At 74.9% G+C, this 18,048-nt stretch carries 15 protein-coding genes; 1 reads left to right on the forward strand and 14 read right to left on the reverse strand.

The annotated features are described in order from the left end of the window. Positions 1-21: 21 nt before the first annotated feature. The 3 genes from VSR01_RS04860 to def all read right to left on the reverse strand — a co-directional run bounded on the left by VSR01_RS04860 (position 22) and on the right by def (position 3,255). Positions 22-1,485 (reverse strand): RsmB/NOP family class I SAM-dependent RNA methyltransferase, encoded by a 1,464-nt coding sequence (locus tag VSR01_RS04860; protein WP_326448046.1) that lies wholly within the window; start codon positions 1,483-1,485, stop codon positions 22-24. Between the two features lie 184 nt (positions 1,486-1,669). Continuing rightward, entirely contained in the window at positions 1,670-2,599 is a 930-nt protein-coding gene (gene fmt / locus VSR01_RS04865; protein WP_326448047.1) for a methionyl-tRNA formyltransferase, read from the reverse strand. Positions 2,600-2,709: 110 nt separating this feature from the next. Next, positions 2,710-3,255, reverse strand: coding sequence for a peptide deformylase (def, locus tag VSR01_RS04870; RefSeq protein ID WP_326448048.1), 546 nt, complete (start codon positions 3,253-3,255; stop codon positions 2,710-2,712). A gap of 254 nt (positions 3,256-3,509) precedes the next feature. On the opposite strand from def, the gene VSR01_RS04875 reads away from it, so the two are divergent. Continuing rightward, complete coding sequence (locus tag VSR01_RS04875; RefSeq protein ID WP_326448049.1) at positions 3,510-3,980, forward strand: hypothetical protein; 471 nt, start codon at positions 3,510-3,512, stop codon at positions 3,978-3,980. Positions 3,981-4,041: 61 nt separating this feature from the next. Here the strand turns inward: VSR01_RS04875 and VSR01_RS04880 are convergent, their stop codons facing one another. The 11 genes from VSR01_RS04880 to VSR01_RS04930 all read right to left on the reverse strand — a co-directional run bounded on the left by VSR01_RS04880 (position 4,042) and on the right by VSR01_RS04930 (position 18,040). Beyond that, positions 4,042-6,144 carry a primosomal protein N' gene (locus VSR01_RS04880; protein ID WP_326448050.1) on the reverse strand — a complete coding sequence of 701 codons (2,103 nt, stop codon included), beginning with the start codon at positions 6,142-6,144 and terminating at the stop codon, positions 4,042-4,044. 116 nt (positions 6,145-6,260) lie between these two features. Then, a complete protein-coding gene (gene metK, locus VSR01_RS04885; RefSeq protein WP_326448051.1) occupies positions 6,261-7,478 on the reverse strand; it encodes a methionine adenosyltransferase in 1,218 nt (405 codons plus the stop codon). A gap of 252 nt (positions 7,479-7,730) precedes the next feature. Next, positions 7,731-9,038 (reverse strand): bifunctional phosphopantothenoylcysteine decarboxylase/phosphopantothenate--cysteine ligase CoaBC, encoded by a 1,308-nt coding sequence (gene coaBC / locus VSR01_RS04890; RefSeq protein ID WP_326448052.1) that lies wholly within the window; start codon positions 9,036-9,038, stop codon positions 7,731-7,733. Between the two features lie 125 nt (positions 9,039-9,163). Beyond that, a complete protein-coding gene (gene rpoZ / locus VSR01_RS04895) occupies positions 9,164-9,439 on the reverse strand; it encodes a DNA-directed RNA polymerase subunit omega (protein WP_326448053.1) in 276 nt (91 codons plus the stop codon). A 30-nt stretch (positions 9,440-9,469) separates the two neighbouring features. Continuing rightward, a complete protein-coding gene (gene gmk, locus VSR01_RS04900; RefSeq protein ID WP_326448054.1) occupies positions 9,470-10,033 on the reverse strand; it encodes a guanylate kinase in 564 nt (187 codons plus the stop codon). A 38-nt stretch (positions 10,034-10,071) separates the two neighbouring features. Then, positions 10,072-10,395 carry an integration host factor gene (locus VSR01_RS04905; protein ID WP_031515413.1) on the reverse strand — a complete coding sequence of 108 codons (324 nt, stop codon included), beginning with the start codon at positions 10,393-10,395 and terminating at the stop codon, positions 10,072-10,074. Between the two features lie 307 nt (positions 10,396-10,702). Beyond that, the gene (pyrF, locus tag VSR01_RS04910; protein WP_326448055.1) at positions 10,703-11,602 is read right to left on the reverse strand and encodes an orotidine-5'-phosphate decarboxylase; all 900 of its coding nucleotides are present in this window, start codon (positions 11,600-11,602) and stop codon (positions 10,703-10,705) included. Further along, positions 11,599-12,780: a quinone-dependent dihydroorotate dehydrogenase gene (locus VSR01_RS04915; protein ID WP_326448056.1), complete on the reverse strand. Its 1,182-nt coding sequence runs from the start codon at positions 12,778-12,780 to the stop codon at positions 11,599-11,601. The genes pyrF and VSR01_RS04915 overlap by 4 nt, the downstream gene beginning before the upstream one ends. Before the next feature lie 4 nt (positions 12,781-12,784). Beyond that, complete coding sequence (carB, locus tag VSR01_RS04920) at positions 12,785-16,108, reverse strand: carbamoyl-phosphate synthase large subunit (protein WP_326448057.1); 3,324 nt, start codon at positions 16,106-16,108, stop codon at positions 12,785-12,787. Beyond that, positions 16,101-17,276 carry a glutamine-hydrolyzing carbamoyl-phosphate synthase small subunit gene (carA, locus tag VSR01_RS04925; RefSeq protein WP_326448058.1) on the reverse strand — a complete coding sequence of 392 codons (1,176 nt, stop codon included), beginning with the start codon at positions 17,274-17,276 and terminating at the stop codon, positions 16,101-16,103. Before carA ends, carB begins: the two co-directional genes overlap by 8 nt. Beyond that, positions 17,273-18,040 (reverse strand): PH-like domain-containing protein, encoded by a 768-nt coding sequence (locus VSR01_RS04930; RefSeq protein ID WP_442785646.1) that lies wholly within the window; start codon positions 18,038-18,040, stop codon positions 17,273-17,275. Before VSR01_RS04930 ends, carA begins: the two co-directional genes overlap by 4 nt. Between the last annotated feature and the right edge of the window lie 8 nt (positions 18,041-18,048).

Below are 18,048 nucleotides of genomic sequence, written 5' to 3' on the forward strand. Positions count from 1 at the left end.
CGCGGGTTCAGGCCGTACGGGTCAGGCCGTGCGGCGCAGCAGCGCCAGGTACATCGCGTCCGTGCCGTGCAGGTGCGGCCACAGCTGCACGTCGGGGCCGTCGCCGAGCGAGGTGACGCCGGGCATCAGCGGCCGCGCGTCGACGCGTTCCGCCGCGGCGCGGCCGGAGCGCAGCACGTCGTCCACCACCGCGCGGGTCTCGGCCAGGTGCGGCGAGCAGGTCGCGTAGCCGACGACGCCGCCGACCCGTACCGCCTGCAACGCCTCGGTGAGCAGCCCGCGCTGGAGCGGTCCGAAGCCGCCGACGTCCTCCGCGCGCCGCCGCCAGCGGGCCTCGGGGCGGCGGCGCAGCGCGCCGAGCCCGGTGCAGGGCACATCGACCAGCACCCGGTCGAAGCTGCCGGGCGCCCACGCCGGGCGGGTGCCGTCGGCCACCACCACCTGGTACGGGCCCGGGTTGCCGTGCAGCGCGCGGCCGACCAGCCGGGCGCGGTGCGGCTGCTTCTCCGCGGCGACCAGCCGGGCGCCGCGGCCGGCGGCGAGCGCGGCCAGCAGCGCGGCCTTGCCGCCGGGGCCCGCGCAGCCGTCCAGCCAGCGCTCGTCGCGGCCGTCCAGCGGGGCCGCGGCGAGCGCGGCGGCGACCAGCTGGCTGCCCTCGTCCTGCACGCCGGCCCGGCCCTCGCGCACCGCCTCGACCGCCGCCGGGTCGCCGCCCTCGGCGAGCCGCACCGCGTACGGCGACCAGCGTCCCGGCCCGACCGCGCCGGCCGGCAGCGACGCCTGGATCTGCGCGGGCGTGGTCCGGCCGGGCCGGGCGGCGAGGGTGACCTCGGGGCGTTCGTTGTCGGCGGCGAGCAGCTCCTCGATGCCGGCCCGGCCGCCGCCGAGCGCGTCCCACAGCGCGGAGACGATCCAGCGCGGGTGGGAGTGCACGATCGACAGGTGCTCCTCGGGGTCCTCGTCGTACGGCGGGGCGACCTGCGCCAGCCAGCCGTCCAGGTCGTGCGCGCAGATCCGGCGCAGCACCGCGTTGACGAACCGGGCCCGGCCGTCGCCGAGCACCACCCGGGCCAGCTCGACGGTCGCCGAGACCGCGGCGTGCGCGGGGATGCGGGTGGCGAGCAGTTGGTGCGCGCCGAGCGCGAGCACGTCGAGCACCGGCGGGTCCACCTCGCGCAGCGGCCGGTCTACGCAGGCCGCGATCACCGCGTCGTAGGTGCCCTGGTGGCGCAGCGTGCCGTAGACCAGTTCGGTGGCCAGCGCCGCGTCCCGCCGGTCGAACGTGCCGCCCTTGGCCGCCGCCTGCTCCTCCGCGCCCCGCAGCAGCGCCGGCAGGACGAGGTTGGCGTACGCGTCGCGCTCGTCCACCGCCCGCAGCGCCTCGAAGGCGAGGATGCGGACGGGGTCGCGCTGCGGTCGCCGGTACGGCTTGCCGCCCCCGGCGCTTTTCGGGCGGCCGGGGCTGCGGCGGGTGGTCTCGGTCACGAGAAAGGTGCTCCGCGGTCGGTGTCGAGGTGGTGCGGTGGTCGGCGTCAAGCGTACGTCGGGCGCGCGGCGGCAGCCCGGGGTGAGCGTCGGCGCAGGTGGGCGCGGTGGTCGGGGATCGAGGGGCGAGCGGGCGGACGCCGGGTGCCGGGCCGTGCGCGGCGGGCGTCCGGGGGCCGGTGGCTCAGCCGAGCCGCGCGCCGGAGGACAGGCGCAGCCCGCGGGCCCAGTCGGCGGCGGGCATCCGCTTTTTGCCCTGGGCCTGCACCTCGCCGAGCCGGACCGCGTGGCTGCCGGTGCCGACCAGCACCGCGTTCTTGGCCACGTCCAGCTCGCCGGGGGCGAGGTCGTCGCGCTCGGGGGCGAGCCGCACCGGGCCGAGCTTCAGCCGCTCGCCGTCGATCAGCGTCCACGCGCCGGGCGCCGGGGTGCAGCCGCGGACCAGCCGGTCCACCCGCAGCGCCGGGGCGGCCCAGTCGACCTGCGCGTCCTCGACGGTGATCTTGGGCGCGAGGGTGATCCCCTCGGCGGGCTGCGGCTGCGGCGCCAGTTCGCCGCGCTCGATGCCGTCCATGGTCGCGGCCAGCAGCCGGGCGCCGCTGAGCGACAGCCGGGTGAGCAGGTCACCGCTGGTGTCGGCGGGCCGGATCTCCTCGGTGACGACGCCGTAGACCGGGCCGGAGTCCAGGCCCTGTTCGATCAGGAACGTCGACGCGCCGGTGACCTCGTCGCCGGCCATCACCGCGTGCTGCACGGGCGCCGCGCCGCGCCAGGCGGGCAGCAGCGAGAAGTGCAGGTTGACCCAGCCGTGCGCGGGCACGTCCAGCGCCGCCTTGGGCAGCAGCGCGCCGTAGGCGACCACCGGGCAGCAGTCCGGGGCGATCTCCCGCAGCCGGGTCAGAAAGTCCTCGTCGCGCGGCCGGGCCGGCTTGAGCACCTCGATCCCCGCCTCCTGCGCGCGCTGCGCGACCGGGCTGGCCAGCAGCCTGCGCCCGCGGCCCGCGGTCGCGTCGGGCCGGGTGACGACGGCGACCACCTCGTGCCGGTCCGAGGCGAGCAGGGCGTCGAGCGCGGGGACGGCGACCTCGGGGGTGCCGGCGAAGACGAGCCTCATCGTGCGGGGTGTGCCTCTCGGTGGACGGACGCGGTGGATCGTACGGGCGGTTGCGCGGCGGCGGGCACGCGCGGGCGGGCCGGCGGGTGCCGGGGGGCGCCCCGGAGCGGCTACAGCGCGCGGCCCAGGGTGTCGTGCGGGGAGAGCTTGACCCGCGGCGCGTCGCCGTTCGCCCACTCGGCCTCGCGGATCGCCCGGAGCGCGGCCTTGCGCTGCTCGGCGTCGAGCCGGTCGATGAAGATCACCCCGTCGAGGTGGTCCGTCTCGTGCTGGATGCACCGGGCCAGCCGCTGGGTGCCCTCGATGGTGACCGGGTCGCCGTACATGTTGAAGCCCTTGGCGACCACGCCGTACGCGCGGACGCAGTCGTACATCAGTCCGGGGAGTGACAGGCAGCCCTCGGGGCCGTCCTGCTCCTCCTCGCTGAGCGTCAGGTCCGGGTTGATCAGGTGGCCCAGCTCGCCCTCGACGAAGTACGTGAACACCCGCAGCGAGACGCCGATCTGCGGCGCGGCCAGGCCGGCGCCCGGCGCCGCCTGCATGGTCTCGGTCAAGTCCCTGACCAGGTTGCGCAGTTCGAGGTCGAAGGTGGTGACGGGCTGTGCCGTCATGCGCAGCACCGGGTCGCCGAACAGGCGGATGGGCTTCACGGACACGTGGGGCTCCTGGTGCCGGGCGGGCGTGGGCGGAGCCCGATTCTACGGCGGCGCGCCCCGGGGGTGCACACGGCTTCGCGCGCCCCCCGGCCGGGTCGCCGCGCCCCTGGGTGCGTGACCCCGCGGGGCGGTGGCGCGTTGGTCAAGAGAGTTTGACCCGAAATCGGGTCAATGGCACGTCCGTACGTATCGCACACCGGGCCCGCGGGACGTCGGGTCCGCCCACGCACACCGCCGGTTGGAGAGGCTTGTTGATGCCCGACCACGCAACCCCTGATGCCCAGGCCCGCGCCAGTCTGCACCTGTTGGTGCGGGACATCGAGAGGGTCCGCCGACAGGTGGACGCGCTGCGCACCCTGACCGCCCAGTTGGGCAATGTGTACCGGCCGCGGCGCGGCGGCCCCACGGCCGGATTCGTGGTGTACGGGCGGGCGCCCGCGCCGACCGTGCGGCTGGCCCAGGAACTGCGCGACAACGTGGAGGCGCTGGTCACCGCCGCGGTGGAGTTCGACCGGTCGCTCGGGTTCTCCTGGGACGCGGTGGGCTCGGCGCTGGGCGTGACCAAGCAGGCGGTGCACCGGCGCTACGGTGGCCGCCGGCCCGCCGCGGCCGCCGCCTCCCCGGCCGCCCCGGACGCCTCGCCGCTGCGCCCGGCGCCCGCGGTCGCGCCCCTCCCCTCCGTCCCGGCGGCCCGCACGCCGCTCTCGTCGCCGCACACCCCCTGAGTGCAGCGCGACGCTGGGCGTTGAGCCCGCCGGGGCAGCGCCCAGCGCCGAGCCGGCCTGACTAACCGATGTCCGGGGGGTCGAGGCGGATGATCAGGGGGCCGGGGGCGCTGCGCGCGGCCCGGTGCACGCGGGCGTGCTTGAGCGCCGCCGCGAGCGCCGCGCCGGCCGCCGGCGGCACCCGGACCAGGAGGCGTTCCCACGCCTCTCCGCGGGGACGCCCCGGCGGCGCGACCGCCGGCACCGGCCCGAGCAGATCCGCCCCCGGCGGCAGTCGCACCGTGTCCACCAGGTCCGCGACCGCCGCGGGCGGCCCGCTGACCGCGGCCATCCGAGCCACCGGGGGGAACCGCAGCTCCGCCCGCTCCGCCAGCTCCCGCAGCGCGTGCCCCGCCGGGTCCCACCGCACCAGGGCCTGCACGGGCCGGAGCGTCGGCTCGGCGAGCACCACGACGGTCCCGCCGTCCGCGGCCGGCCGCACCAGCGCCGCGGCCAGCGCCCAGCGGCGCAGCGCCTCCTCGCCGGCCCGCAGGTCGGGCCGGTTCAGCAGCGCCCAGCCGTCGAGCAGCAGCGCTGCGGCGTAGCCGGGACCGTCGGGCACCGGCTCGGCGCCGGGCGTGGCGACGATCAGCGCGGGGCTGTCGCCGACGGTGGCCAGCACAGTGTCGCGGCCGGACGTGCGTACCGGCACACCGGCGAACGCCCGGCCCAGCTCCTCGGCGGTGCGCCGGGCGCCGACGACCTGGGCGCGCAGCCGGAAGCCGCCGCACTGCGCGCAGGACCAGTCGGCCGCGGGCCGCCCGCACCAGCCGCAGGCCGGGGTGCCGCCCTGTTCGCCGACCTCCAGCGGTCCCGCGCAGGCGGCGCACCGCGCGGGCTCGCGGCAGCGGTCACAGGCGAGCCGGGGGACGTAGCCGCGGCGCGGCACCTGCACCAGCACCGGTCCGGTGGCCAGCGCCTCGCGGGTGACCTGCCAGGCCAGCGTGGGCAGCCGGGCGGCGCGGGCGGCCTCGTCGCGGGCCTGGTCGGCGTCGGAGACCGTCCGCACCAGCGGCGCGGCGGCGCGCACCTGCTCGCGGGCCGCGGCCAGCGGCAGCGCCCAGCCGCTCTCCACCAGCTGCGCGCCCTCGACGGTGCTGGTGACGCCGCCGAGCAGCAGGGCGGTGCGCTGTTCGCGGGCGCGCAGCAGCAGCACGTCCCGGGCGTGCGGCTGCGGGGCGTGCTGCTCGGCGTGGCTGGAGTCGCCGTCGTCCCACAGCGCGACCAGGCCGAGGTCGGCGACGGGCGCGAACGTCGCGGCCCGGGTGCCGACGACACAGCGCACCGCGCCGCGGCTGACGGCGAGCCAGCGCCGGTAGCGCTCCTCGGGCCCGGCGTCGGCGGTGAGCAGGACGTGCCGTCCCGCGCCGATCAGCTCGGTGAGCGCCGCGTCGACGCGGGCGGCGGCGCGGCCGTCCGGCAGCACCGCGAGGGCGCCGCGGCCGGTGGCCAGCGCGGTGGCCAGCGCGGTGGCCAGTTCACGCGGCCAGTGCGGTCCCGGCAGCGCCAGCCACACCGCGCGCGGGGTGTCGCCGCGGGCCAGCGCCTGCAGGTACGCGGGGCCGGTGGTGTAGCGGGTCCAGCTGCCGGGCTCGGGCAGGGCGGGGTCGGGCAGCCGCTCCGGCGAGGGGTCGCGCTCGGCGCGGGCCATCCGGGGCGGCACGGCGAGCTGCACGACGTCGGCGAGCGCGCCGGCGTAGCGGTCGGCGACCTGGCGGCACAGATCGAGCAGCTGGGGGCCCAGGACCTGCTCGGGGGACAGCACCTGGGCGAGCGGGGCGAGCGGGCCGTGGAAGTCGCTGTCGGCCCTGCGCTCCACGATGAACCCGTCGTGCAGGGTGCCGCCCTCGCGGCGGCCCTTGACCACGCGGGCGCCGAAGCGGACGCGGACCCGGACGCCGGGCTGGGCGTCGGCGTCCATCGCGGCGGGCACGGCGTAGTCGAAGAACTGGTCCAGGTGGACCAGGCCCTTGTCGACGAGGACGCGGGCGACCGGGAGCCCGTCGGCGAGCGCCGCGCCGCGCCAGGTCCGCGGCAGCGCGCGGGGACGGTCCGCGGGGCGGGGGGTGTCGCGAATCAACGCGAGCTGCTCCGCGGGGTCGTCCTGGTCGCTCACGTCGGCCATCTTCGCAGACCGGTCGGACAGCCGGCGGCCGGCGCGGCCCGGGGCGCCGCGGCCGGCCGGGCGGGCGGGGTCCGCGGTCGCGCGGCGGGGGCGGACCCCCGCCGCGGACGGTCGGGTCAGAGCCCCGCGGCCGCGCGGAGTGCGTCGACGCGGTTGGTGCGCTCCCAGGTGAAGTCCGGGAGTTCGCGGCCGAAGTGGCCGTACGCCGCGGTCTGCGCGTAGATCGGACGGAGCAGGTCCAGGTCGCGGATGATCGCGGCCGGGCGGAGGTCGAAGACCTGGGAGATGGCCTGCTCGATCTTCTCGACCTCGACGTGCTGGGTGCCGAAGGTCTCGACGAACAGGCCGACCGGCTCGGCCTTGCCGATCGCGTAGGCGACCTGGACCTCGCAGCGCGCGGCCAGGCCCGCGGCCACCACGTTCTTGGCGACCCAGCGCATCGCGTACGCCGCGGAGCGGTCGACCTTGGACGGGTCCTTGCCGGAGAAGGCGCCGCCGCCGTGCCGGGCCATGCCGCCGTACGTGTCGATGATGATCTTGCGGCCGGTCAGGCCCGCGTCACCCATCGGGCCGCCGATCTCGAACCGGCCGGTGGGGTTGACCAGCAGCTTGTAGCCCTCGGTGTCGAGCTTGATGCCCTCGTCGACCAGCGCCTTCAGCTCGACCTCGACCACGAACTCGCGGATGTCGGGCGCGAGCAGCGACTCCAGGTCGATGTCGGAGGCGTGCTGGGAGGACACCACGACGGTGTCCAGGCGGACCGCCTTGTCACCGTCGTACTCGATGGTGACCTGCGTCTTGCCGTCCGGGCGCAGGTAGGGGATCGTGCCGTTCTTGCGGACCTCGGTCAGCCGCTTGGACAGCCGGTGCGCCAGCGTGATCGGCAGCGGCATCAGCTCGGGCGTCTCGTCCGAGGCGTAGCCGAACATCAGGCCCTGGTCGCCCGCGCCCTGCTTGTTCAGCTCGTCCTCGGTGGCGGCGGCGCCGGCCACCCGCTTCTCGTACGCGGTGTCGACGCCCTGCGCGATGTCCGGCGACTGGGCGCCGATGGAGACGGAGACGCCGCAGGACGCGCCGTCGAACCCCTTCTTGGAGGAGTCGTACCCGATGTCGAGGATCCGGTTGCGCACGAGGGTGGCGATGTCGACGTACGCCGAGGTCGTCACCTCGCCCGCGATGTGCACCTGGCCCGTGGTGATCAGCGTCTCGACGGCGACCCGCGAGGCGGGGTCCTCCGCGAGGAGGGCGTCGAGGATCGTGTCGCTGATCTGGTCGGCGATCTTGTCAGGATGTCCCTCGGTGACGGACTCCGAGGTGAAGAGGCGGCGGGACACATCGCTCCCTGGGGTTGCAGCGGCTGCTGGCTGAATCTTGGCTGACGGCACGGGGCTGCGCCCGGCACATCCCGGCAAGCTTATCGTCCGTGTCGCGCCGACGGGCGGCCATCTCGCACCTTGGATATGCGGTGACCTGTGTGACCTTGTCCCGGCGGCGCCCGGCGGCGACACGGAAGGGGAGCGGCACGGGGCGGGAGAGGGGCGGGAAGGGGCGAGAAGCGGAGCGGAGGGGAAGCGGAAGGCGAGCGTTCAGTTCCGGCCGCTCGCACCCGGACCGGCCAGGCGTGTCGCGACCAGGTCCCACACCTGGTCGGCGAGCGCTTCCTTGGGCCCGTACGGCACCGGGGTCGAAGTGCCGTCCGCGCCGAGGACCACCGCCTCGTTCTCCTCCGCGCCGAACGCCTTGCGTTCCCCCACCTCGTTGACCACCAGCAGGTCGCAGCCCTTGCGGGCGAGCTTGGCCCGGCCGTTGGCGAGCACGTCGTCGGTCTCGGCGGCGAACCCGACCACCACCTGGCCGGCCCGCGGGCGGCGGGCGGACAGCTCGGCGAGGATGTCGGGGTTGCGGACCAGGGCGAGCGGCGGCGGCTCCTCGCCGTCCTTCTTCTTGATCTTTCCGGCGGCGTAGTGCGCGGGGCGGAAGTCGGCGACCGCGGCGGCCATCACCACCGCGTCGGCGTCCACGGCGGCCTTCAGCACGGCTTCGCGCAGCTGCTCGGCGGTGCCGACCGCAACCACGTCGGCGCCGGCCGGGTCGGCCAGCGAGGTGTTGGCGGCCACCAGGGTGACGCGCGCGCCGCGGGCGACGGCGGTGCGCGCCAGCGCGTAGCCCTGCTTGCCCGAGGAGCGGTTGCCGAGGTAGCGCACCGGGTCCAGCGGTTCGCGGGTGCCGCCGGCGCTGATCACGACGTGCCGGCCGGCCAGGTCGGGCGCGGCGGCGCCGCGGGCCAGGGTGCGCCGGCAGACCTCGAAGATCTCGGCCGGGTCGGGCAGCCGGCCCTTGCCGGTGTCGACGCCGGTGAGCCGGCCGACCGCGGGCTCGACGACCACCGCGCCGCGGCGGCGCAGGGTCGCCACGTTCTCCCGGGTGGCCGGGTGCTCCCACATCTCGGTGTGCATGGCGGGCGCGAAGACCACCGGGCAGCGGGCGGTGAGCAGGGTGTTGGTGAGCAGGTCGTCGGCGATGCCGTGGGCGGCCTTGGCGAGCAGGTCGGCGGTGGCCGGCGCGACCACGACCAGGTCGGCGTGCTGCCCGATCCGCACGTGCGGCACCTCGTGGACGCCGTCCCACACCCGGGTGGCGACCGGCTGCCCGGACAGCGCGGCCCAGGTGGCCTCGCCGACGAAGTGCAGCGCGGACTCGGTGGGCACCACGCGCACCCGGTGGCCCGATTCGGTGAGCCGGCGCAGCAGCTCGCACGCCTTGTACGCGGCGATGCCGCCGCTCACGCCGAGGACGACGTTCGGCGTGCGGTCCCGCGCGCCGGGCGCGCCGCCCGCGTCGCCGGCGCCGCCGCCGTCCTGCGTGCCGCCGTCCGTACCGACCGTCGCTGCCACGTGACCGCCACCTTTCGCATCCCGCCGGGCCCGCCACCGGCCGGCCCGCTGCCACTCCCCCATGACACACCACGGGCCCGGCGGTCGCGCCGCCGGGCCCGTGGTGGTGGTGCCGATGCGCCGACTCAGACGGTCGGCGGCGCCTCGACGGCCTCGGAGGTGAGCAGCCCTGCGTTGATCTCGCGGAGCGCGATGGACAGCGGCTTCTCGTGGACGTGGGTGTCCACCAGCGGGCCGACGTACTCCAGCAGGCCCTCGCCGAGCTGGGAGTAGTACGCGTTGATCTGCCGGGCGCGCTTGGCCGCGTAGATCACCAGGCTGTACTTCGAGTCGGTGGCCTCGAGCAGCTCGTCGATCGGCGGGTTGATGATGCCCTCGGGCGTGGTGATGGAAGAGGACACGCTCTACCTACCCCTACTAGTGGAAGTGGATCATGCAATCCCCATCAAGGCTAGCAGCTCGCTCGCTACCGCCTCGACGGAGGTGTTGACAAGGGTCGCGTCGAACTCGGGCTCTGCGGCCAGTTCGACCCGCGCGGTGGCCAGGCGCTCGTCGATGACCTCGGCCGACTCGGTGCCGCGGCCGGTGAGCCGGCGGACCAGTTCCTCCCAGCTCGGCGGCGCCAGGAAGACCAGCCGGGCCTCGGGCATCGACGCGCGCACCAGCCGGGCGCCCTGCAGGTCGATCTCCAGGAGCACCGGCTCCCCGGCCGAGAGCTTGTCGAGCACGGCGCGGCGCGGGGTGCCGTAGCGGTTGCCCGCGAACTCGGCCCACTCCAGCAGTTCGCCGTTGGCGATGAGTTTGTCGAACTCGTCGTCGTCGACGAAGAAGTACTGCACGCCGTGCTTCTCGCCGGGCCGGGGCTTGCGCGTGGTCGCGGACACCGAGAGCCAGACCTCGGGGTGCACGCTGCGCAGATGGGCGACGACCGTGCTCTTGCCGACCCCCGAGGGGCCGGAGAGCACGGTCAGCCGCGGATGTACTGCAGGGCTCATGGAGCGATTATCCCTGCTTCACGACGGTGCCGGGACCGTCAGGCGGCGGTGCCGCCGAACTCGCGCTCCAGGGAGGCGATCTGGTTGGAGCCCAGACCGCGCACCCGGCGGCTCTCGGAGATGCCGAGCCGCTCCATGATCTGCTTGGCGCGGACCTTGCCGACGCCGGGCAGCGATTCGAGCAGGGCGGAGACCTTCATCTTGCCGATGACATCGTTCTCCTGGCCCTGCTTGATCACCTCGTGGAGGGAGGCGCCGGAGTGCTTCAGTCGGTTCTTGACCTCGGCGCGCTCCCGGCGAGCCGCAGCGGCCTTTTCGAGCGCGGCAGCGCGCTGTTCAGGGGTAAGGGGCGGAAGAGCCACGCCTACGTCACCTCGGATGTAGAGCAATCGGATATGGACCGTGTAAACCTGACCGCCCCGCGTCGCAGGGCGACGAGCGCCGCATCTGTACGGCTCGCTCTCGACGGAGACTAGCGGTCCGGACGGCCCAAGTCAGCGAGAACAGACGAAAAGTCCTGGTCAGCCTCGATCCGCCGCCGATCCGAGGGGATATTCGGGACATACCGGAACGGGAATCGGGGTCAATGGGACCGGTTGTTGAATCCGGCCCTTTTTTGGTCCTTTTCCCGTGCGATTGCACGACGGCAATACCGCCGGTTTCGCCCGTTCAGGTGAACGCCGCGCGCACCTGCTCCACGTACGAATCGACCGCCGCGCGCAGCCTTCCGGCGTCCGGTCCGTGCCGCAGCACGTCCCGGCTGACGCTCGGCAGGACGTCGGGCAGCGCGGCCCCGAAGACCGCGGGGAGGTCGGCGGGGGCCGCACCCTGCGCGCCGACGCCGGGGGCGAGCAGCGGGCCGCCCACGGCGAGGTCGGCGCGCGCGTCGCCGATGGTCGCGCCGATCACCGCGCCCACCGAGCCGAGCGGGGTCGCGCCGGCGTTCTCGGCGGCGATCGCGTCGAGCACGGTCTGCGCCACCGAGCGGCCGTCGGCGGCCGTGGCCCGCTGCACCTGCGCGCCCTCGGGGTTGGAGGTCAGCGCGAGCACGAAGACCCCGGACCCGGCGGCCGCGGCCGCGTCCAGCGCCGGGCGCAGCGAGCCGAAGCCGAGGTAGGGGCTCACCGTCACCGCGTCGCTGAACAGCGGCGAGTCGGGGTCGAGGTAGGTGGCGGCGTAGGCGGTCATCGTGGAGCCGATGTCGCCGCGCTTGGCGTCCATCAGCACCAGGGCGCCGCGGGCGCGCGCCTCGGCGACCGCGCGCTCCAGCACCGCGATGCCCCGCGAGCCGAACCGCTCGAAGAAGGCGGACTGCGGTTTGAAGGCCGCCACGCTGTCGCCGAGCGCCTCGACCACCGTCATCGTGAACCGCTCCAGCCCGGCCACGTCGTCGCCCAGGCCCCAGCCGGTGAGCAGCGAGGCGTGCGGGTCGATGCCGACGCACAGCTGGCCGCGGTCCCGCATCGCGCGGTGCAGCCGGGCCCCGAAGGGCTCGGGGCCCGTGCCGGCGGCCGCGCCGTCCGCCCGGCCCGTGCCGGTGTTGCTCGTCGGTCCGCTCGTGCCGGTCATGCGGAAGCCTTCCTGCTGGTGGCGGCGCCGACGGCGTCGGCGAGGGTGGCGTACGGGCTCGCGGCCAGCCGGGCGGCCAGACCCTTGTGGACCGCGCGCATCCACAGCGGCCCGCGGTAGACGAAGGCGCTGTAGCCCTGGACCAGGGTCGCCCCGGCCAGGATGCGCTGCCAGGCGTCCTCGGCGTCCTCGACTCCGCCGACGCCGACCAGCGTGACCCGGTCGCCGACCCGCTCGTAGAGCCGGCGCAGCACCTGCAGGGAGCGGTCCTTCAGCGGCGCCCCGGACAGGCCGCCGGTCTCCGCGGTCAGCGCGGCGTCCGAGCGCAGGCCCAGGCCCTCGCGGGCGATGGTGGTGTTGGTGGCGATGATGCCGTCCAGGCCCAGCTCCACCGCGAGGTCGGCGACCGCGTCCACGTCCTCGTCGGCGAGGTCGGGGGCGATCTTGACCAGCAGCGGCACCCGGCGGCCGGGGACCGCGCGGTCGGCGGCGGCGCGGACCGCGGTGAGCAGCGGGCGCAGCGCCGAGGTGGCCTGGAGGTCGCGCAGGCCCGGGGTGTTGGGCGAGGACACGTTGACGACCAGGTAGTCGGCGTGGGCGGCGAGCCGCTCGGTGGAGGTGACGTAGTCGGCGACCGCGTCCTGCTCGGCGACGGCCTTGGTCTTGCCGATGTTGACGCCCAGGGTGGTGCGGAAGACCGGGCGGCGCGCGGCGAGCCGGGCGGCGACGGCGGCCGAGCCGTCGTTGTTGAAGCCCATCCGGTTGATCAGCGCGCGGTCCGCGACCAGCCGGAACAGCCGGGGCCCGGGGTTGCCGGGCTGCGGCTGCCCGGTGACGGTGCCGATCTCGACGTGGTCGAAGCCGAGCATCGCCAGTCCGTCGACGCCGGTGGCGTTCTTGTCGAAGCCGGCGGCCAGCCCGAACGGGCCGTGCATCCGCAGTCCCAGCGCCTGGGTGCGCAGGCTCGGGTGGCGGGGCGCGAGCACCGCCGCGGCGAAGGTGCGCAGGACCGGGACGCGGGCGGCGAGCCTGATCCAGCCGAAGGCCAGGCGGTGGGCCCGCTCGGGGTCCAGCCGCCGGAACACCAGGTGGAAGAGGAGCGCGTACGGTCCGCCCGGCCGCCGCCCGGCCGCGGGTGCGGCCGGGCGGTGCTGCGCGGTCTCGGCGAGGTCGGGCACGGTCTCAGCCCTTCCGCGCCTGGGTCAGCAGCTCGGCGTGCTCCTGCAGGCAGCGCACGCCGATGTCGCCGCGGGTCAGCGCGTCGATGCCCTGGACGGCCGCGGCCAGCGCCTGGACGGTGGTCAGGCAGGGGATGCCGCGGGCGACGGCGGCGGTGCGGATGTCGTAGCCGTCCAGCCGGCCGCCGGTGCCGAACGGGGTGTTGACGATGAGGTCGACCTCGCCCTCGTGGATGAGGGTGACCACGGTCGGCTCGCCGTCGGCGCCGACGCCCTCGCTCTGCTTGCGCACCACCCGCGCCGGGATGCCGTTGCGCCGCAGGACCTCCGCGGTGCCGGAGGTGGCCAGCAGTTCGAAGCCGTGCTCGATCAGCGCCCGCGCGGGGAAGATCAGCGCCCGCTTGTCCCGGTTGGCCACCGACACGAACGCGCGGCCCTTGGTGGGCAGCGCGCCGTACGCGCCGGCCTGCGACTTGGCGTAGGCGGTGCCGAACACCGCGTCGATGCCCATGACCTCGCCGGTGGACCGCATCTCCGGGCCCAGCACGGTGTCCACGCCGCGGCCCTGCGGGTCGCGGAAGCGGGACCAGGGCAGCACCGCCTCCTTCACCGAGATCGGCGCGTCCAGCGGCAGCTCGCCGCCGTCGCCGGAGGCCGGCAGCAGCCCCTCGGCGCGCAGGTCGGCGATGGTGGCGCCGAGCGAGATGCGGGCGGCGGCCTTGGCCAGCGGCACCGCGGTGGCCTTGGAGGTGAACGGCACGGTCCGCGAGGCGCGCGGGTTGGCCTCCAGGACGTAGAGGATGTCCCCGGCCAGCGCGAACTGGATGTTGATCAGGCCGCGCACCCCGACGCCCGCCGCGATGGCCTCGGTGGAGGCGCGCAGCCGCTTGATGTCGTGCCCGCCGAGGGTGATCGGCGGCAGCGCGCACGCGGAGTCGCCGGAGTGGATGCCGGCCTCCTCGATGTGCTCCATCACACCGCCGAGGTACAGCTCGTGGCCGTCGTAGAGGGCGTCCACGTCGATCTCGATGGCGTCGTCGAGGAACCGGTCGACGAGCACCGGCCGGGTCGCGCTGATCTCGGTGGACTCGGCGATGTAGGCGGCCAGCCGGGTCTCGTCGTAGACGATCTCCATGCCGCGCCCGCCCAGCACGTACGAGGGCCGGACCAGCACCGGGTAGCCGATCTCGTCGGCGATGGCCTTCGCGCCGGGGAAGGAGGTGGCGGTGCCGTGCTTGGGCGCGGGCAGTCCGGCCTCGGCCAGCACCTGCCCGAACGCCCCGCGGTCCTCGGCCAGGTGGATCGCCTCGGGCGAGGTGCCGACGATCGGCACCCCGTTGTCCTTCAGCGCCTGCGCAAGGCCCAGCGGGGTCTGCCCGCCGAGCTGCACGATAACGCCGGCGACCGGGCCCGCGACGGTCTCGGCGTGCACGATCTCCAGCACGTCCTCCAGGGTGAGCGGCTCGAAGTAGAGCCGGTCGGAGGTGTCGTAGTCGGTGGAGACGGTCTCGGGGTTGCAGTTGACCATCACGGTCTCGAAGCCGGCGTCGTGCAGCGCGAACGAGGCGTGCACGCAGGAGTAGTCGAACTCGATGCCCTGGCCGATCCGGTTGGGACCCGAGCCGAGGATGATCACCGCGGGCTTCTCGCGCGGCGCGACCTCGCTCTCCTCGTCGTAGGAGGAGTAGAAGTACGGGGTCCTGGCGGCGAACTCGGCGGCGCAGGTGTCGACGGTCTTGTAGACCGGGCGGATGCCGAGGGCGTGCCGGACCTCGCGGACCACGTCCTCGCGCAGGCCCCGGATGCCGGCGATCTGCGCGTCGGAGAAGCCGTGCCGCTTGGCCTCGGCGAGCAGCTCGGGGCCGAGCCTGTCGGCGGCGGCGATCTCCTCGGCGATCTCGGCGATCAGGAACAGCTGGTCGACGAACCACGGGTCGATGCGGGTGGCCTCGAAGACCTCCTGCCGGCTCGCGCCGGCCCTGATCGCCTCCATGACGGTGTTGATCCGGCCGTCGGTGGGCACCCCGGCCTTCTCCAGCAGGGCGGCCTTCTGCCCCGCGTCCGGCCTGGTCAGCGGGGAGAAGTCGAACTGCGAGCCCTTCTTCTCCAGCGACCGCAGCGCCTTGTTCAGCGCCTCGGTGAAGTTGCGGCCGATGGCCATCGCCTCGCCCACCGACTTCATCGTGGTGGTCAGCGCGGCGTCCGCGGCCGGGAACTTCTCGAAGGCGAACCGCGGCACCTTCACCACCACGTAGTCCAGCGTCGGCTCGAACGACGCGGGGGTCTGCTCGGTGATGTCGTTGGGGATCTCGTCCAGGGTGTAGCCGACGGCCAGCCGGGCGGCGATCTTCGCGATCGGGAAGCCGGTGGCCTTCGACGCCAGCGCCGAGGACCGGGACACCCGGGGGTTCATCTCGATCACGATGACCCGCCCGTCGGCCGGGTTCACCGCGAACTGGATGTTGCAGCCGCCGGTGTCCACGCCGACCTCGCGGATCACCTCGATGCCGATGTCCCGCAGCACCTGGTACTCGCGGTCGGTGAGCGTCATCGCCGGGGCCACGGTGATCGAGTCGCCGGTGTGCACGCCCATCGGGTCGAGGTTCTCGATGGAGCACACGACCACGACGTTGTCGTTCTTGTCGCGCATCAGCTCCAGCTCGTACTCCTTCCAGCCGAGGATGGACTCCTCCAGGAGCACCTCGGTGGTGGGCGACAGCGCGAGGCCCTGGCCGGCGATCCGCCGCAGCTCCTCCTCGTCGTGCGCGAACCCGGAGCCGGCACCGCCCATGGTGAAGGAGGGCCGCACCACGACCGGGTAGCCGCCGAGGGTCTCCACGCCCGCCAGCACGTCGTCCATGGAGTGGCAGATCACCGAGCGGGCGGACTCGCCGTGCCCGATCCTGGCCCGCACCGCCTCCACGACGGCCTTGAACTGGTCGCGGTCCTCGCCCTTGTGGATCGCCTCCACCCGGGCGCCGATCAGCTCCACGCCGTACTCGGCCAGCACACCGCCCTCGTGCAGGGCGATCGCGGTGTTCAGCGCGGTCTGGCCGCCGAGCGTGGGCAGCAGCGCGTCGGGGCGCTCCTTGGCGATGATCTTCTCGACGTACTCCGGGGTGATCGGCTCGACGTAGGTGGCGTCGGCGATCTCCGGGTCGGTCATGATCGTGGCCGGGTTGGAGTTGACCAGCACCACGCGCAGGCCCTCGGACTTCAGCACCCGGCAGGCCTGCGTGCCCGAGTAGTCGAACTCGGCGGCCTGGCCGATGACGATCGGGCCGGAGCCGATCACCAGGACGGACTGGATGTCTGTGCGCTTAGGCACGCTGGGCTCCCTGCTGTTCTGCCATGAGCTGGACGAAGCGGTCGAACAGGTACGCGGCGTCGTGCGGTCCCGCCGCCGCCTCGGGGTGGTACTGGACGCTGAACGCCGGCCGGTCGAGCAGCCGCAGCCCCTCCACCACGCCGTCGTTGAGGCAGACGTGGCTGACCTCGGCGCGGCCGAACGGGGTGTCGCTGACCCGGTCCAGCGGGGCGTCGACGGCGAAGCCGTGGTTGTGCGCGGTGACCTCGACCTTGCCGGTGGCGCGGTCCTGCACCGGCTGGTTGATGCCGCGGTGGCCGTACTTCAGCTTGTAGGTGCCGAAGCCGAGGGCGCGGCCGAGCAGCTGGTTGCCGAAGCAGATGCCGAACAGCGGGGTGCCGCGGCCCAGCACCTCCTGGATGACGGTGAGGTCGGCGGTGGCCGGGTCGCCGGGGCCGTTGGACAGGAACACGCCGTCGGGCGCGGCGGCGTACACCTCCTCGGCGGTGGCGGTGGCCGGCAGGACGTGCACCTCGATGCCGCGCTCGGCCATCCGGCGCGGGGTCATGCCCTTGATGCCGAGGTCGAGGGCGGCGACGGTGAAGCGCGCGGAGCCGAGCGGCAGCTCCCTGCCGTCGGGGCCGATCGCGGGGACGGTGTACGGCTGCGCGGTGGCGACCTCGGCGGACAGGTCCGCGCCGGTCATCTGCGGGGCGGCCTTGACCTCGGCCAGCAGCGCGGCCTCGTCGGCTCCGGCCTTCGCGCCGGAGAAGATGCCGACCCGCATGGCGCCGCGCTCGCGCAGGTGGCGGGTGAGGGCGCGGGTGTCGACGCCGCTGATGCCGACGACGCCCTGCGCGGTCAGCTCCTCGTCCAGGGTGCGGCGGGAGCGCCAGTTGGAGGGGGTGCGGGCGGGGTCGCGGACCACGTCGCCGGCCACCCAGATGCGCGAGGACTCGGGGTCCTCGTCGTTGACACCGGTGTTGCCGACGTGCGGGGCGGTCATCACCACGACCTGGCGGTGGTACGAGGGGTCGGTCAGCGTCTCCTGGTAGCCGGTCATGCCGGTGGAGAACACCGCCTCGCCGAAGGTCTCGCCCACCGCGCCGTAGGCCCGGCCGCGGAAGACGCGGCCGTCCTCCAGGACGAGTACGGCGGGCGCGGCCGCGGCCCGGGGGGAGGTCGTCATCGTGCGCCTTCCTTGTCGTGCAGGACATCGTGCGGGACTGCGTCGCCGGCGGGCGGGGCTGCGCCCCCGGCGGCCGGGGCCGCTTCCCCCGCGGGCGGGGCGCCGGCGGCCCCGGGGGCGGCGGGCACGGCGTGGGCGGCGTGCAGCGCGCCCAGCCGCTCCACCCAGCGGGGGTGCTCGGCGGCGTGGTCGGAGCGGAAGCCGGAGTCGATCAGGGTGCCGCCGTGCTCCCAGGTGACCACCAGCAGGCCGCCCTCGGGGAGGACCTTGCCCGCGATCGCCCGGTCCAGTCGGGCGCCGCGCAGCGCGGCGGCGGGAATGAAGAAGCCGGGCGCGCCGGTGCGCTCGACCCGCAGTCCGTCGTCGGTGAGGGTGAGCGCGGCCTTGCTGCGCACGCCCAGGCCGTGGGCGACGATGCGGTCGAGCCACTGCTCGGCGGTGGTGGAGCCGTGGTAGCGGCCCTCCATGGTCAGCGGCGGCTCGCCGTCCAGGCCGGTGGCCGCCGCGGCGTCGGGGTCCGGGTCGCCGTCGCCGTCCGCCGCGCCGGCCGTGCGGTCCGGGGCCTGCGGCAGCTCGGGCAGGCCGCCCTGGAGGGTGCGGCGCCACTGCCAGCCCTGGCGCATCAGCCAGTACACCAGCGCGACGAACAGCAGCAGGCCGACGATCCAGCCGATCCGGTCGGTCCAGTCGGTGACCTTCGCGGAGTGCTTGCCGTCGTCCGCGGCGGCCGAGGTCGCGCCGGCCGCGTGGGCGGCGCGGGCCATGGCGCCCG

Origin of the sequence: Actinacidiphila sp. DG2A-62 (assembly GCF_035825295.1) — a bacterium.
GTDB lineage: Bacteria > Actinomycetota > Actinomycetes > Streptomycetales > Streptomycetaceae > Actinacidiphila.

Coding starts and splice junctions, on each gene's coding strand:
- VSR01_RS04875 (WP_326448049.1), top strand. CDS start 3,510: ATGCCCGACCACGCAACCCCTGATGCCCAGGCCCGCGCCAGTCTGCAC.
- VSR01_RS04880 (WP_326448050.1), bottom strand. CDS start 6,144: ATGGCCGACGTGAGCGACCAGGACGACCCCGCGGAGCAGCTCGCGTTG.
- VSR01_RS04930 (WP_442785646.1), bottom strand. CDS start 18,040: ATGGCCCGCGCCGCCCACGCGGCCGGCGCGACCTCGGCCGCCGCGGAC.
- carA (WP_326448058.1), bottom strand. CDS start 17,276: ATGACGACCTCCCCCCGGGCCGCGGCCGCGCCCGCCGTACTCGTCCTG.
- pyrF (WP_326448055.1), bottom strand. CDS start 11,602: ATGACCGGCACGAGCGGACCGACGAGCAACACCGGCACGGGCCGGGCG.
- gmk (WP_326448054.1), bottom strand. CDS start 10,033: ATGAGCCCTGCAGTACATCCGCGGCTGACCGTGCTCTCCGGCCCCTCG.
- fmt (WP_326448047.1), bottom strand. CDS start 2,599: ATGAGGCTCGTCTTCGCCGGCACCCCCGAGGTCGCCGTCCCCGCGCTC.